The following is a 15398-nucleotide window of genomic DNA, read 5'->3' as shown; positions in this document are numbered from 1 at the left end:
ACTTCCTTTCACATACTACACATCATTTTAGAGAGAACCGTGGAACGTTCGATTGATGACATCGATCTGTTGTTCACGCGTCAGTTTAATGAAGTTGACTGCATAACCGGATACCCGAATCGTTAACTGTGGATATTGTTCTGGATGCTCCATGGCATCGAGTAACGTCTCACGGTCAAAGACGTTGACATTCAAATGGTGTCCTTTTGAAGTCGTACCACCCATATATCCGTCAAGTAATCCGACTGTATTGCGAATGCGTGTGGCTTCATCCTTACCAAGTGCTTTTGGCACGATCGAGAACGTGTAGGAAATCCCGTCGAGCGCATGTTCATATGGTAATTTTCCGACAGATGTCAGTGCGGCGACAGCTCCTCTAGTGTCACGTCCATGCATCGGGTTAGCACCAGGTGCGAATGGTTCACCCGCACGGCGTCCATCTGGCGTATTTCCTGTTTTTTTACCGTAGACGACGTTTGAAGTAATCGTCAGGACAGACTGCGTCGGAAGGGCATTGCGATACGTTGGATGTTTACGGATTTTCTCCATGAACAGTGTGACGAGATCGACCGCCATCTGATCTACCCGTTCATCGTTATTCCCGAACTTCGGAAACTCGCCTTCGATCTTGAAATCAACTGCAATCCCATCCGCATCTCGGATTGGACGAACTGTTGCGTAACGGATGGCAGATAGACTGTCAGCGACGACCGATAAACCAGCGATACCGCATGCCATCGTCCGTAAGATTTCTGGATCATGTAAAGCCATCTCAATCCGTTCGTAGCTGTACTTATCATGCATGTAGTGGATGACATTCAGTGTGTTGACGTACAGTTCTGCGAGCCAATCGAGTTGACGATCATAAGCCGCCATGACGGTTTCGTAATCGAGTACTTCATCAAGCATCAATGGACTTGCTGGGGCGACTTGGATTTTGAGCTTCTCATCCATTCCGCCATTGATCGTATAAAGTAATGCTTTTGCCAGGTTTGCTCGCGCACCGAAGAACTGCATCTGTTTCCCGATCTTCATCGCGGAGACACAACAAGCGATGCCGTAATCATCTCCATAAACCGGTAACATCAAATCATCGTTTTCATATTGAATCGAGCTTGAAACGATCGACATCTTCGCACAGAATTCCTTGAATCCGCGTGGAAGCTGAGTAGACCAGAGAACGGTTAGATTCGGTTCCGGTGCCGGACCAAGTGTCGAGAGAGTGTGTAAGAAGCGGAATGAACTTTTCGTGACGTTTGATCGTCCATCTTCACTCATTCCACCGATTGATTCCGTTACCCACGTCGGATCACCTGAGAATAGATCGTTGTAGTCTGGTGTCCGTAAGAACTTAACGATCCGAAGCTTCATGACGAAATGATCGACGAGTTCTTGTGCAGTCTCTTCCGTCAAGCGACCAGCCGCAAGATCACGTTCGACATAAATATCAAGGAACGTCGAGACTCGACCGAGTGACATGGCTGCCCCGTTTTGCTCTTTGATGGCAGCAAGATAGGCAAGATAGACCCACTGGAATGCTTCTTGTGCTGTTTCTGCAGGGCGGGAGAGATCGAAACCATAGCGAGCTCCAAGCTCGGTCAATTCCGTTAATGCGCGCAACTGTTCATTCATCTCTTCACGGTCGCGAATCATCGATTCAGATAAGAACCCGCCACGTGCCTTTAAATCCTTCTTACGTTCTTCGATCAAGCGTGCCGTTCCGTACAAAGCAACACGACGATAGTCACCGATGATCCGTCCGCGACCATAAGCATCAGGTAATCCGGTGATAATACCGGCTTTACGTGCAGCGCGCATTTCAGGGGTATAGGCATCGAAAACCCCTTGGTTATGTGTCTTCCGGTACTCGCTGAAAGTTTTCGTGACGGTCTCGTCTGCTTCAAAGCCATACGCAGCTAGGGCATCATTCACCATCCGAATCCCACCGTTCGGATGAATCGAACGTTTAAACGGTTCGTCTGTCTGTAAACCGACGATTTTTTCAAGTGAGCGATTCAGATACCCTGCATCATGCGAGAGGATCGTTGATGGTGTTTTAGCATCGACGGCATATACACCACCACGTTGTCGTTCTTCATTCGTCAGCTGTAGAATTTGTTGCCAGAGACGTTCCGTTGCTTGCGTCGGACCGACTAAAAAGTGATCATCTCCTTTATATTCCGTGCGATTGAGTCGGATGAAGTCTGCGACATCGATCGTCTTTACCCATTCACCAGACGTAAAGCTTGCCCAGGCACTTGTTTTTTCTAATAACATGGATACCACTCCTTTAATATTGAGCTAATCATCAGTTCCTTATGTGAATAGTGTAACAAAAGGAAGGGGTGATTCCCTTTACGTTCATGTGAATGTTTTAACAAGTGTAAAAACGTTGGTATGACAGCCTTTCTTTATTTCTGTATTCATGAAAGAGTGAAGAACAAAAAAACAGTTGACGCTTGATAAATCAAGGTTTTTTAGAAACTGTATGAGTTGATTTGAAAAAGATTTACTAGAACAGTTGAAACTGTGAGGAATGTCACGCTACGGTGCCTTGTATTTTTAAGATGTATCGTTGACAATGAAAAAGGGAATATAGAACGTGGAGGTGTGCCAAATGGAGTATGTATCATTAACACAACAAGGAGAGTATCAGTCGGGAGACTGGGTCTCGCTGAAAATCGGATCGGACGGTTCAACGCGAACGGGAATGATCACGGAATTCGAAAATGATGGATTCTGGATTCGATTTGAAGATGATTTTGATTATGAAGACTTTATCGGCTATGATGAATCGTATTGGATTGCGCTTGTTCGTCGTCCGGTTGACGTAAAAGCGACGTATGCGAGTCTTGCGGAGTACCCGGCACTCGCTGCAGAATTACAGGATCGTGTCATCCAAGGATTCGAGATTTTAGAAGAAGAAGCCGGTGAAAGCGAGATTCGATTCCACATTCGATTGCTCGACGCAGGAAATGAATATACACAGACATTACGGGGATACCGTGATGCATCAGGAGATCATGTCGAATACGTAACGGCATGATGGAATTAAGAGAGTAGGAGAAATCGTTATGAACTTTACAAAACCATTTTTACAGGAAGCATGGGAACGGGCGCGCTTTACCGAGTTGATGCCTGTTCAAGAACAAGCGATTCCGTTGTTGCGCGAAGGAAAAGATGTCCTGGCTGAAGCGCCAACAGGAACAGGGAAGACGCTTGCTTATGTCATTCCAGCTTTAGAAAAGATTGAAGTAGAAGAACCACACGTGCAAGTCGTGATCACGGCACCAACACGGGAACTCGTCATGCAAATTCATCAAGTCATTCAATTGTTTGCTCAAGGAAGTGGTATCAAATCCGGTGCATTCATTGGTGGTGTTGAATTAAAACGACAATATGAACGATTGAAGAAAAAACCACAAATCATCGTCGGAACGCCAGGGCGTCTCGTTGAGTTGATCGATTCGAAGAAGCTAAAGATGCATAAGGTGAAATTGATCGTCTTGGACGAAGCGGATCAAATCTATGAGAGTGGTATGAGTGACTCGGCGACGCGAATCGCAAACAGTGCACTACGCGATCGTCAGTTAGCATTCGTCTCCGCGACATTGCCGGAACGGACAGCAGAATGGGGACGGACGCTTGCAAACAACCCTGAGACGATTCGGGTTGAGCGTGCCGTCAGCACACAAGTGACATTCGGTTATTTGGAGACTTCACGTCGTCAGAAGCCGGAATTGTTACGTCGCCTGGCGAACATGCAAGGATCAAAAGTGCTGACATTCATCAACAACCGCTCCTTCCTCGGACCATTAAATGGTGAGTTGAGTAAATTCTCATTGAAATATCGGATTTTGGATGCTGAAAAAGGAAAACGAGAGCGAATGGAGACATTACGTTCTTACAAAAAAGGAGAGTTTCCTTTACTCGTCACGACAGGTCTTGCGGCACGTGGTCTAGATATCGAAGCAGTCACGCATGTCGTCCATTACGATTTACCGGAGTCGCTTGACGATTTCGTACACCGTTCAGGTCGGACGGGACGTGGAAATGCGAACGGAATGGTACTTGCTCTTGTTACGGATCAAGACTTAAAACACTTAAAAACACTTGCGAAGCAAATGGGCGTCGAGATGGAAGCAATGGAAATTTACCGTGGGGAAGTCATTCCAAAACGTGAATTCACAGCACCTCAGACGATTAAACGACCGGCTACTCCTCACCGGAAAGGGCGATCGAAATGAAGAACGATCGAAAAGTAATTCCGTTTCCGACGACGGTTTCTGAAGCGGAAATGAATGCAGCCTTGAAGAAGATGTATCAAGAAGCAGCGACAGCACGTAGTACGGATTGGGTCGCTTTCATAGAAGAGATTGCAACGGAGGGACGTTGGTATTTAAAAGATGCTGAGTTGTTCCGGGACTTATTCGTAGATTGGGCCATCTTCTATGAGACGGATGATCAAGGAAAAACGCCGCACGGTCGTTTTCTTGAGCAGGTCAAAGAAGAGTTATCGCCTAGCCTCTATCGTGCCTTGCGTGGATTAGCGGACCCGATGCCCTCGCTATTTCAAGTCGAGGCGGATGGTGTCGTTGATTTGATGTCAAAACAGACGTATCAAACGGATTTGTCTGAGATTGAAGTCGAACCAGGTGATTTGTTGATTGGAAAACTGCTCTACATTTCTGGGAAATGGCGCTTTGCGATTGCCTACATGAAAGTAGCGCGCGCACTGGTACCAGAAGTCCTCGCCTTGTTGACAGATTTCGTGGATGAAGTAGGAGAAGACGCGTTGCTTCGCCAGTACCCTGAGTTTTGTGCGGAATTGATCGACTTACTCCTCGATATCGAAGAAGGCAACATTGCGCCGAGACCAGAAGAATAATCGAAAAAACCTAGGACACATGACCGATTATGATCAATGTGTTCTAGGTTTTTTTTCAAGAATCTGCTCGATATAGGGCGACATCGTTTTTATCCCGATGTTTCACGCGATACATGGCAAGGTCGGCTTGCTTTAAGCATGTTTCAAGATCAGCTTTATGACACGCGGTCACACCGATGCTTGCAGAAACGAATAAGGATTGTCCTTTATAGACGTAAGGACGTCTTAAAAAGTGTAAGAAGGATTTACATTTTCGACGTAAGGACAGTTCATCATCGGCGTGTAAGAGGATCGCGAACTCATCTCCACCCAGTCGATACACCTGTTCTAAAGAATTCGTATGCTCGCTCAATCGTTTCGCGACCTCGATCAATACGTAATCACCTGCTTCATGACCATACGTATCATTGACTTGCTTAAAACCGTCTAAATCGACTACCGCAAGATAATTCATCTCGAGGAGATGGTTCGAAAAATCTCGCTCTAACGAACGACGGTTTCCGATACTTGTCAAGGCGTCATGGTAGGCGTGGTATTCGATCCGTTTTTGCCGGAGCTTTCGTTCAGTGACGTCATGTAAAATCGTGAAACGTCCCATCGAGGTGGCAGCAATTTGAATCGGAATATCAATGATCTCATATCGTCTATGTTGTTCATCTTCATACTCATCGATATCTGTCTCAAGTGTTTCTAATAGGTGACGCATCGTACGAGGAATATGTTCAATCGTCATGTCGGGTAAATGAAACAGACGTTGGGCAGCTAAGTTCGCGTATAGTGCCGTTCCGGATTGATCGAGTCGAATCATCGGATCAGGGTGACCGAGAAAGAGTGGGATGACTTGCTGTTCGCTATCTTTAATTTGTTGTTTTCGATGTTCGATGCGTGAAGCGAGTTGTTCATTCCGTTCGTGTAATTGTGCGACGATCAACCCATGCTGACGAGCAATCAAGATTTGTCGAATGATTAGTAAAACTAAAATGATAAAGATATCGAGCTTTCCGCCTTCTCGTTCCACCATGTAATGAATGAATAAAGGAACGGCCAGTAGAGGGAGCCAGGAACGGGGAATGACCGTCGTTCGAGTGGTTCCTTCTTCGATATGATCAATATGCCATAGAATAGCTGCACTTTGCACCAAACGGATCAAGATCGGGAAAAACAATAGATAATTCGCTGAGAAGTCCGGGAAATAAACACTTGAGACTTCGTAGATACCGCGAATAAAAATGGATAAAAACAATAAGAACAATGCCATCCTTGATACCCAATGGGTTTCTTGGATGAACGTGAAATAGAAGAAAACGAATAAACCGAGTGATGTATTCGTGATGACGATGATGGCATAAGGAACAGTTTGCAGTCCAGGATTCGTCAATTCATTGAGGACGTGAAACGCGACAAGTCCAATGAAAACGACGATGATCGCGGCATCGACGAAAGCGAGTACGTGTTGTCCGAGTGTCCGTTTTGTGATGATTCGGTAAAAAATCGCGTATAAGAATACGTAATGGGATATTGAAAATAAAATTAGGCTATAAATAGATGGAACTGGAAAGTCTGGATTGAAGAAATGTAATGTCTCAAGAACGGAACCGATACAGGATAAAACTAGTGATCCTAAAGCGATCAGCCAGAATTTTCGTCTTGGTACGACTAATGCTTGTTCCTTACGATAAGCAGTAAGAATAAAATAAGCAATCAATCCAAGAGAGGCATACTGTAGTACTTGTTCAACGATCCGATTAGAGATGGAAGGGGTCCATGTGGCAAGGATCATTAGAGCAAAAGACATGACGAGCATGGCAGGAAACCAACGGATGAAATAGTTCGATTTAAGCATGGACTCCCTCCTAACGTTTAATTTGAGTAGCGAACAAAAAATTGTTTTTTTCGGTCTTCTTAATATGGTACATGGCTTCATCTGCTCGAATCAATAATTGTTCTGAGCTTTTACCATCTTCAGGGTATAAGGAAATTCCGATTGATGGTGTGACTTGAAGCGTATGTGTCTGAATATAGAACGGATGATTTAGAACTTCGAGAACGTGTTCGGCAAACTGACGTGTTTCCGAAGCAGATGCCTGAATGAAGATCAAGAACTCATCTCCTCCAAGACGTGCAACGAGATCAGTTGACGTCGTCATCGATTGAAGGCGGCTCGCCGTCTCTTGTAACACGAGGTCACCAACATCATGCCCATAAGTGTCATTGATTTGTTTGAAACCGTCTAAATCAATGAATAGTAAGGAGCCGTATTCTAACGTCGGCAGAGTTAGATAAAGTTGTTCCTCGAAGTAACGTCGGTTTGGCAAATGCGTGAGCGAATCATGGTACCCCATACGTTCTAGCCATACTTCCTGTTGATAATCTTCCGTGATATCCGCCAAGATGACGAAATAGCGTTGTTGATCCGGGATATCGATGATTGTCGTATTCAAAAAGATTTCCGGATGTTCCTCCGTGGCCGGTACATGTAGCAAATGAGAGGGATAAATCAGCTGCGCTTGTTGAAGCAATGGAATGAGTCGATCGAGTTGTAGCCGTTGGCTCGGTCCGAGCGGTAAATCGCTCCATCCAGCTTCGACAGCAGCTGGATTGACAGATCGAATCTGATACGTAGCATCGATTTCAAGAACAACTTCTGGATAAGATAGAAAAAGCGACGTTAGTTCTTTTTCACGTAACTGTAAGAGTGCTGTCTTTTGATGGACGATGTCTTCTAGATTCGTTTGCAATGCTGTTGTTTCCTGTAACAACCGCAGATTTTCCTGATATGAAAAAAGCTGTCGTGTTAAAAATAATAAAAACGTAATGCCGACGGAAAGTGAGAAAAAGGTTTGGGAGACAGGGAAGAATGTAATATAGAGAATCAGTACAGATAATAAGATGTACGACATCAAGGAACGCGTAAGTGTTTCGACCCGAATAAGAGTTGCTTGTTGTTCATGACTGATGGGAAGAGCGCGAGTATTCATGAAGGCAAGGATGAAGAGTCCGCTGAGTGGGTATAGCGGAAGCAATAAACCAGCTATTCGCGGTTCACCGTTCAATAACAACGTATAAAAAATAAAGTTCGTCATACCGAGCACGAACGTTCCGAGTACCAGAAAGAGGAATCCTAATCTCGATACGTTTCGCTTTAGTCCAGAAGCATAAAGTAAGAAAAAGAACAGCGTCAACAGAATCGTCAAGAAGGCATAGAAGGTCCAACTGATTTGCTCGAGCACCGTTCGCGTATAAGAGGGGACAAAGCGGAAAATAGCGATGTATCCAGCAATCATCGATACAGTGAACAATGTTAAAGAATCAAGAATCAATAATTTTTGTTTTTGAAACAAAGTCAAATCCAACTGCCGAAATAAGAAGATGACTATCATCGTTAAATGAACCGTGTAAGGCAAATCCAGTAAGACGTTCAGGTTAACAGCGTTCCATTGAAAAAGACGACCAATCATATTGAGGAAATCGCCTAGAAAATACGAGAAAAAGGCGACCGATAACCATTTATATGGAATGGAAGATTGTTTGAAAGCCTTCGATTGACTAAGTAGGAAAATGACGAAAGAACCGACTAGACTAATGATCGCTGAAAGTTGTAACGAGCGATCTTGTGGTAATAGCCAGAGCAGGGTGTACGTGACAACTAAGTAGAATGCGACGGTAGGGTAGATGTTTTGAACGATCCGTTTCACCGGAACTCCTCCTTTCGCAAGCCTTCCATAAAAACGAAATATGCTATAACATTACCCGATATTTAGTTTGAATTCACATTTATTTTCAGATTTAAAATGAAAATAAGAGGTGATTCCCATTTCATGAAAAAAGCGGGGTTCTTCTTTAAGGAAGAACTCCGCTTATCGAAATTATTGATTAGATTGACGATAGTTTTCAAATGCCTCGATTTTTTCAGAAAGGTACGTCCAATACTCCATCCGTTCATCAAGCATCGCTTTCGTTTTTTCAATGGCTTGATACAGTTCATTGACTTTACCAAGATCGCTTCCTGCCGAAGCAAGTTCGGCTTCTAATTGCTCCAGTTCTGTCTCACTTTCTTCGATTTGTTGTTCAATGATTGCCCAATCTTGTTGTTCCTGATAACTTAGTTTTTTTGGCGTCTCTATCTTTGGTGCTGTAGCAACCTCAACCGTCTTTTCAACAACGATTGATGGAACGGGTGCTGTCATTTGCTCAAGATAGTCTGTATATTGTCCATAATAAAAGACGACATTCCCGTCTTCAAATGCAATCAAGCGATTGACGACCCGGTCGAGGAAGTAGCGATCGTGGCTGACCGTGATGACGGTGCCTGGGAATGATTCTAAATAATCTTCGAGGACGGATAACGTCTCAGTATCCAAGTCGTTCGTCGGCTCATCAAGGAAGAGGACGTTTGGTTCTTCCATCAAAATCGTCAACAATTTCAGACGTCGTTTTTCGCCGCCGGACAGCTTACCGATTTGTTTATATTGGGCTTCCGGTTTAAAGAGAAACTGTTCGAGCATCTGACTTGCCGTGATCTCCTCACCAGCGAGTGTCGTGATGACTTTTGCGATCCGTTCGACCTCATCGATGACACGGCGTTCGGGATGCGTGAACTCGGCAAATTGCCCATAAAAGCCGATCTTCACCGTTTCGCCGTGAATGATTTCACCGGTTGTTGGTTCTAAGCGTTGCGCAAGTATTGAAAGAAGTGTTGATTTTCCACTCCCGTTTCGCCCTACGATGCCATACCGTTCTTTCCGTCCAATCAGAGCGTTAAACGATTCAAAAAGGGTCCGTTCACCAAATCGATGGGAGACGTCATGCGCTTCGATGACTTTTTTACCAAGACGGGTCGAACCGACCTGTACTTCGAGTGTTGATTCTTCTTCCTCGTACGAGAGGTCTTGTAAAGCATCCACGCGCTGGATCCGAGCTTTTTGTTTCGTCGTCCGCGCCTTTGCTCCGCGACGCAACCAGGCGAGTTCGCGACGGAGGATGTTTTGACGTTTTTCTTCCATAGAAGCTGTCCGTTCACGACGTTCGGCACGTTTTTCAAGAAATGATTCATAGTTTCCGACATAGAAATAAGCTGTACCGTTCGCGATCTCCATCATATGATTCGTCACACGATTCAAGAAATAGCGATCGTGGGTGATCAGTAGAATCGCACCACGGTATTCCTTGATTTGAGTTTCAAGCCAGCTGATCGTTTCGGCATCCAGTTCGTTCGTCGGCTCATCGAGCAGGAGAAGATCGGCTTCATCGAGTAAAGCTTCAGCGAGTCCGACACGTTTGCGTTGTCCTCCGGAAAGCGAGCCGATCAACGCGTTCAAGTCGAGGATACCGAGTTTGTTTAAAATCATCTTTAAGCGTGATTCCGTGTCCCAAGCTTGCGCAGCATCGACTTCTGTCTGAGCAATGATGAAGCGATTGAGTAACGTTTCACTCGTCGGATCTTGTTCGAGTGCTAGACGCGCCGTTTCATAGTGACGTAAGGCGTTAATCGTTGGTGTATCACCAGACAATAGTACTTCCATGACCGTTTGGTCTTCCGGATAATCGGTCGTTTGCGATAGCAAGCGGATCCGATAATCATTCGGGTGATGCATCGTACCAGCGTCTGCCGTCTCTTTACCTGCCAAGATATGCAGGAGAGTCGACTTACCGGTACCATTGACGCCGATGATACCAATCCGGTCGCCAGGTGAGACGGAGAATGTCACATCTTCGAAGACGATTTTATCGGCAAATTCTTTTTTGAGATTTTCTGCTTTCATTAACATATTAGACACCTTCTACAATCTGTTTGATTTGCTGTTCGACTGTCTGGACGAGTTCTTTCTGTGTCATCGTACTCGGATCAATCGACGGTAAAATCGTAACGTCGACCGTGGCAGGGCGAATTTTACCCGTTTCCTCCATAACGCGATAGCTCCCCGAAATTGCGACGGGTACGACACGAGCACCACTTGATGTCGCGAGTGTGAAGCTTCCCGCTTTGAACTCCGCCATTGGACCGCCTTTAGAGCGTGTTCCTTCCGGGAAGATGATCATCGATTGTCCGTCCTTGATCGTGTCGACACCAGAACGAATCGCTTTCAGCGATTGGCGTCGATCTTTTCGATCGATCATGACACATCCCATCAGATTCATCCAAACATTGACGATTGGAATTTTATTCACTTCGATTTTTGAGATGAATGCTTTCGGTTTATCGATTGTTCCAAGTAGAATCGGAACATCGAAGTTCCCTTGGTGATTCGAGATGAAGACGACGGGTTCGTTTGCCGGGATATGCTCACGACCCGTCACGTTGACACGAACGCCAGCGAGTCGGAGAAGAGAGTTTGCCCAGACGCTCGCTACACGCTGAACGAATGCATAGCGCGCGAGATGCGTTCGACGTTTTGCGCTTGGTAAAAACGGTAAGGTACAGGGTAAGACAAGTCCAAAATAAATGAACCAAATGACAGTACGGATCATGGTGAAGTGACAGCTCCTTTTTTCATTGCTGATGTTATTGTACAAAAAAAGACCGGGCGTCGCACCCAGTCTGCGTGATTATTCCCAGTAACGAGGCTCAGATTCCTCTTCGCTTTCTCCAAGTTCAAAGGTGAGGCGACGTGTCGTCGGATCAACAGAGAACGTGGCGTTCGTATTGTCGATCTGTTTGATTTCCATCGTTTCCTCATCCAAAATGAGAGTCAAGCGGACCTTATCTTCGTGATCTACGAGCAGTACGCCATCTTCCTTCAACCATAAATCGATGACAGGAGAGTAGCGAAGTGTCCAACCGTTTGATAAAGGGATTTCGTTCATAATGAATCTGTTCCTCCTAGGTGATGAAATCGTGTTCTTTACTTATCATGCTGGTCTGTCGCGGAGAATGCAAGTGGTGTACTCGGATCTCGATGAGGATAGCCGATTTGATAAGATTGTTCTCGTTTCTTCATCCGTTCGTACTGTTTTTTGACACGACGGTGTTGAATGTATTCAATGTAAGTCAGATAGGACGTACGGATCAACTGGCGGATCGATGATAGTGACAGACAAATCGCTAGTGTAAAGACGAACACACCGATCGAACTCGTATAATAACCGGTAACAAAACTTAAGTATGTAGTGATGAGACCCGTAATCGTCGTAAATAAGTAGAAGAGCACGTCCGTTTCCTCCTCAAAAATTAAAATGATGGCATGTTCATTTAATTCGAGGTCAAACGCAATTTTCCTTTATCGTCCTGTAAATGTCCGGAAAAAATAAAAAATCCACACGGAAGGTGTAGATTTTAAGGGCGATCGATTTGCTGAAGCGCTGGTGTCTTCGGTGTCATATCCGTACTGTTCGATCCTTCTGCGAAGACAATTCCAATCGTAGCAAGGAACGCAAAAAATGCAAAAACCAATGTTTTCGTGAAGCGTCGTGCGAACGAACGCGATTGAATGTTATGAAACATTTTTATCCCCCATATTTACCTAAACTAAACCTTCTTTTTCCTGTTATTTAATCATATATCTTTTTTTCAAAAAAATCACGCAAATGTGTTCCGTTCACAAATATGTCACAACTGTCACCATTGTGTCGATATCAGAGATGAATGGAAAAAGAGTATAGTATGGTAGGGAAAGAACAGCAGAACGATTCACAAGAACTGGAATCGATTCAAATACAGAGAGGAGATGACCCGAAATGGGATTACGCGCAGGACAGGTTGTCACATTAAAAGTAGAACGCGAAGCAGAGTTCGGAGTGTTTCTGACAGATGGAAATGAAGACGTGTTGTTGCATAACAATGAACAAACACGGAAAGTAGCCCTCGATGAAGAGGTAGAAGTCTTCTTGTATCAAGATAATGAAGGGCGTCTAGCATCATCGATGACGATTCCAGAAGCTTCATTTGAAGACTATGTCAAGACGACGATTAATGGAACACGCTATAACACAGGAGTGTTCGCGAACATCGGTATTCAAAAAGACGTTCTCGTCTCACTCGACGATTTGCCGCAGCGCCGGATGTTCTGGCCAGAAGAAGGCGATCAACTCTTCATTCGTCTGAAACATGATCAGAAGCTTCGGTTACTCGGAGACCCTGCACCTTATGCATACTTCAACTTACGTGCGAAGCCAGCTCCAGAGGAGTGGAACAACATGGACGTCGAAGGTCTCGTCTTCTCACAACGTGAACCAGGCGTTAACGTCTGGGTCAACGATCAATCGATCGGATTCTTGCATGAACGTGAGATGGAACGTTGGCCGCGTCTTGGAGAAGTCTTGAAATTACGAGTGACAAATGTAAAACCAGATGGTACAGTATTACTTTCAGCACGACCACGTGCCTTTGAAGCCATTGATACAGACGCGGAGTTGATTCTGAACCATCTACTTGAACATGATGGTCAGATGCCGTATGGTGATAAGACAGCTCCCGAGACGATCGATGAAGTATTCGGTCTCAGCAAGGCAGCATTCAAACGAGCGCTCGGTCGCCTGTTGAAAGATAAAAAAATAGAAAAAAATGAAACGGGTATTCGGTTGACGAAATAATCGGACCGAGTAAGCCTGCGTTTCGAATAGATAGTAAGGAATTCATCATTTTGGTGGTTGCGGCTGGTTTGATTACCGGCGACCATTTACTGAATATACCCCATCACTAGTGGGGGCACGCGATGACGTACATCGCACGGTCCGGGCACTTCGCCTTTCCCTCGCCCTTATGGCAACGATTATGATGGTGACTTCCCTAAACATTATTATAAGAGAAACCACTCTATCTTTATGTGATAGATTCTGTTATAATAGGTAGTCGATTGTATTCGTTACGGTAGCGTCTGTTTAGTGGCAGACGCTTTTCATATGACAAAGGAGAGTATTTAGCATTGACAACATTTCGTGAATTAAATCTTAGTGAGGCACTTATCAAAGGTGTCCTAAAAATGGGCTTCGAAGAAGCAACACCAATCCAAGCAGAAACAATTCCAGTCGGACTCAGCGGCGTTGACTTAATTGGTCAAGCACAAACAGGTACTGGTAAAACTGCAGCATTCGGTATCCCAACAATCGAGCGTCTTGACGCAAAATCACGCAACATCCAAGCGTTGATTCTTGCTCCAACACGTGAGCTCGCAATCCAAGTAGCAGAAGAATTGAACCGGATCGGTGAAGTAAAACGCGTTCATGCACTTCCTGTTTACGGCGGTCAGCAAATCGATCGTCAAATCCGCGCACTTCGCAAAAATCCACAAATCGTCGTTGCGACACCAGGACGTTTGATGGACCACATGAACCGTAAGACGTTGAACCTCGATCACGTTCAAACGGTCATCCTTGACGAAGCAGATGAGATGTTGAACATGGGATTCGTCGAAGACATCGAGAAAATCCTCGGTGCACTTCCTGAAACACGTCAAACACTCTTATTCTCAGCAACGATGCCACCACAAATTCGTAAAATCGCAGATCGTTTCATGACGACTCCGACACACATCAAAGTCAAAGCAAAAGAAATGACAGTTGAAAACATCGACCAGTCATTCATCGAATTGAAAGAAAGCCAAAAATTCGACGTTCTTTGCCGTTTGATCGACACGGATTCTCCGGAACTCTCAATCATCTTCGGTCGTACGAAAAAACGTGTTGACGAAATGACTGAAGGTTTGATCCAACGTGGATACACAGCTGACGGTTTACACGGTGACTTAACACAAGCAAAACGTGACCAAGTCATCCGTCGTTTCAAAAAAGGAACGATTGATATCCTCGTCGCGACAGACGTTGCAGCACGTGGTCTTGACATCTCTGGTGTCACACACGTCTACAACTTCGACGTCCCACAAGATCCAGAGAGCTATGTTCACCGGATCGGTCGTACGGGTCGTGCTGGTAAAACAGGATCGGCTGTCACATTCGTTACACCACGTGAATTCGGTCAAATCAAAACAATCGAACGTGTCACGAACAAAAAAATGTCACGTCGTCATGCACCAACACTTGATGAAATCTTAGAAGGCAACTTGAAGCTTGCTGCACAAGAACTCATCAAACGCGTTGAAGCAAAAGACTCAAAAGAATATACGACACTTGCACAAGAACTCTTAGAAGAGTACGAAGCAGTGGAACTTCTTTCAGCAGCACTTAAAGGATTGACGAAAGAGCCGGATGCAACACCAGTCCAAATCTCTTCAATCGAACCAATCCGCGTGAAACGTTTCGGTAGCAACGGTGGTGGAAACCGTCGTCCTTACGGAAACAAAGGTGGAAGTGGAAGCGGCAACCGCAGTGGCGGATACCGTGGAAACAACCCACGCGGTGGCGAGCGTCGTGAAGGTGGTCGTTCATCTTCTTCATCAGATCGTCGTGAAGGCGGTTATGCTGGACGTAGCAACCGTAGCGAAAGCGATCGTAACCGTGGTGGACGTAAACCACGTTTTGAAAAGTAAACGATTCGAACCGATTTGTCACAGACAAGTCGGTTCTTTTTTATGATTTATCTGAGCGGTCATGATAAAATGAGCCATGAACGATAGGG

The 15398-nt window shown here is 45.1% G+C and carries 13 protein-coding genes; 5 read left to right on the top strand and 8 right to left on the bottom strand.

Going from position 1 to position 15398, the window contains the following annotated elements; all coding sequences use genetic code 11:
• Positions 1-27 precede the first annotated feature (27 nt).
• Complete coding sequence (gene pflB, locus N179_RS12085) at positions 28-2277, bottom strand: formate C-acetyltransferase (RefSeq protein ID WP_075642944.1); 2250 nt, start codon at positions 2275-2277, stop codon at positions 28-30.
• 340 nt (positions 2278-2617) lie between these two features.
• On the opposite strand from pflB, the gene N179_RS12080 reads away from it, so the two are divergent.
• The 3 genes from N179_RS12080 to N179_RS12070 are packed head-to-tail and all read left to right on the top strand — an operon-like array spanning position 2618 to position 4888.
• Positions 2618-3046, top strand: a complete 429-nt coding sequence (locus tag N179_RS12080) for a hypothetical protein (protein WP_023467265.1) — start codon at positions 2618-2620, stop codon at positions 3044-3046.
• A gap of 28 nt (positions 3047-3074) precedes the next feature.
• Entirely contained in the window at positions 3075-4247 is a 1173-nt protein-coding gene (locus N179_RS12075; protein WP_023467266.1) for a DEAD/DEAH box helicase, read from the top strand.
• Positions 4244-4888 (top strand): hypothetical protein, encoded by a 645-nt coding sequence (locus tag N179_RS12070; protein WP_023467267.1) that lies wholly within the window; start codon positions 4244-4246, stop codon positions 4886-4888. Before N179_RS12075 ends, N179_RS12070 begins: the two co-directional genes overlap by 4 nt.
• A gap of 55 nt (positions 4889-4943) precedes the next feature.
• Here N179_RS12070 and N179_RS12065 read toward each other — a convergent pair whose 3' ends face one another.
• The 7 genes from N179_RS12065 to N179_RS17060 form a co-directional block, all read right to left on the bottom strand.
• Entirely contained in the window at positions 4944-6731 is a 1788-nt protein-coding gene (locus N179_RS12065; protein WP_035398791.1) for a GGDEF domain-containing protein, read from the bottom strand.
• Positions 6732-6741: 10 nt separating this feature from the next.
• Positions 6742-8583, bottom strand: a complete 1842-nt coding sequence (locus N179_RS12060; RefSeq protein ID WP_023467269.1) for a GGDEF domain-containing protein — start codon at positions 8581-8583, stop codon at positions 6742-6744.
• Between the two features lie 171 nt (positions 8584-8754).
• Positions 8755-10656: an ABC-F family ATP-binding cassette domain-containing protein gene (locus N179_RS12055; RefSeq protein ID WP_055966670.1), complete on the bottom strand. Its 1902-nt coding sequence runs from the start codon at positions 10654-10656 to the stop codon at positions 8755-8757.
• Between the two features lies 1 nt (position 10657).
• Positions 10658-11356 carry a lysophospholipid acyltransferase family protein gene (locus N179_RS12050; RefSeq protein ID WP_023467271.1) on the bottom strand — a complete coding sequence of 233 codons (699 nt, stop codon included), beginning with the start codon at positions 11354-11356 and terminating at the stop codon, positions 10658-10660.
• 78 nt (positions 11357-11434) lie between these two features.
• Positions 11435-11692, bottom strand: coding sequence for a hypothetical protein (locus N179_RS12045; RefSeq protein ID WP_023467272.1), 258 nt, complete (start codon positions 11690-11692; stop codon positions 11435-11437).
• Between the two features lie 38 nt (positions 11693-11730).
• Positions 11731-12036 carry a hypothetical protein gene (locus tag N179_RS12040; protein ID WP_075642943.1) on the bottom strand — a complete coding sequence of 102 codons (306 nt, stop codon included), beginning with the start codon at positions 12034-12036 and terminating at the stop codon, positions 11731-11733.
• Between the two features lie 125 nt (positions 12037-12161).
• Positions 12162-12329: a hypothetical protein gene (locus tag N179_RS17060; RefSeq protein ID WP_023467274.1), complete on the bottom strand. Its 168-nt coding sequence runs from the start codon at positions 12327-12329 to the stop codon at positions 12162-12164.
• A 233-nt stretch (positions 12330-12562) separates the two neighbouring features.
• On the opposite strand from N179_RS17060, the gene N179_RS12035 reads away from it, so the two are divergent.
• Both N179_RS12035 and cshA read left to right on the top strand, forming a co-directional pair.
• Positions 12563-13417 (top strand): CvfB family protein, encoded by an 855-nt coding sequence (locus N179_RS12035; protein WP_023467275.1) that lies wholly within the window; start codon positions 12563-12565, stop codon positions 13415-13417.
• Positions 13418-13749: 332 nt separating this feature from the next.
• Positions 13750-15309, top strand: coding sequence for a degradosome RNA helicase CshA (cshA, locus tag N179_RS12030; RefSeq protein WP_035398788.1), 1560 nt, complete (start codon positions 13750-13752; stop codon positions 15307-15309).
• Positions 15310-15398 lie beyond the last annotated feature (89 nt).

This window comes from Exiguobacterium indicum HHS 31, from assembly GCF_001939065.1.
GTDB lineage: Bacteria > Bacillota > Bacilli > Exiguobacteriales > Exiguobacteriaceae > Exiguobacterium_A > Exiguobacterium_A indicum.
The sequence above is the reverse complement of the archived record's forward strand: the minus strand, read 5'-3'. Positions and strand labels throughout refer to the sequence as shown.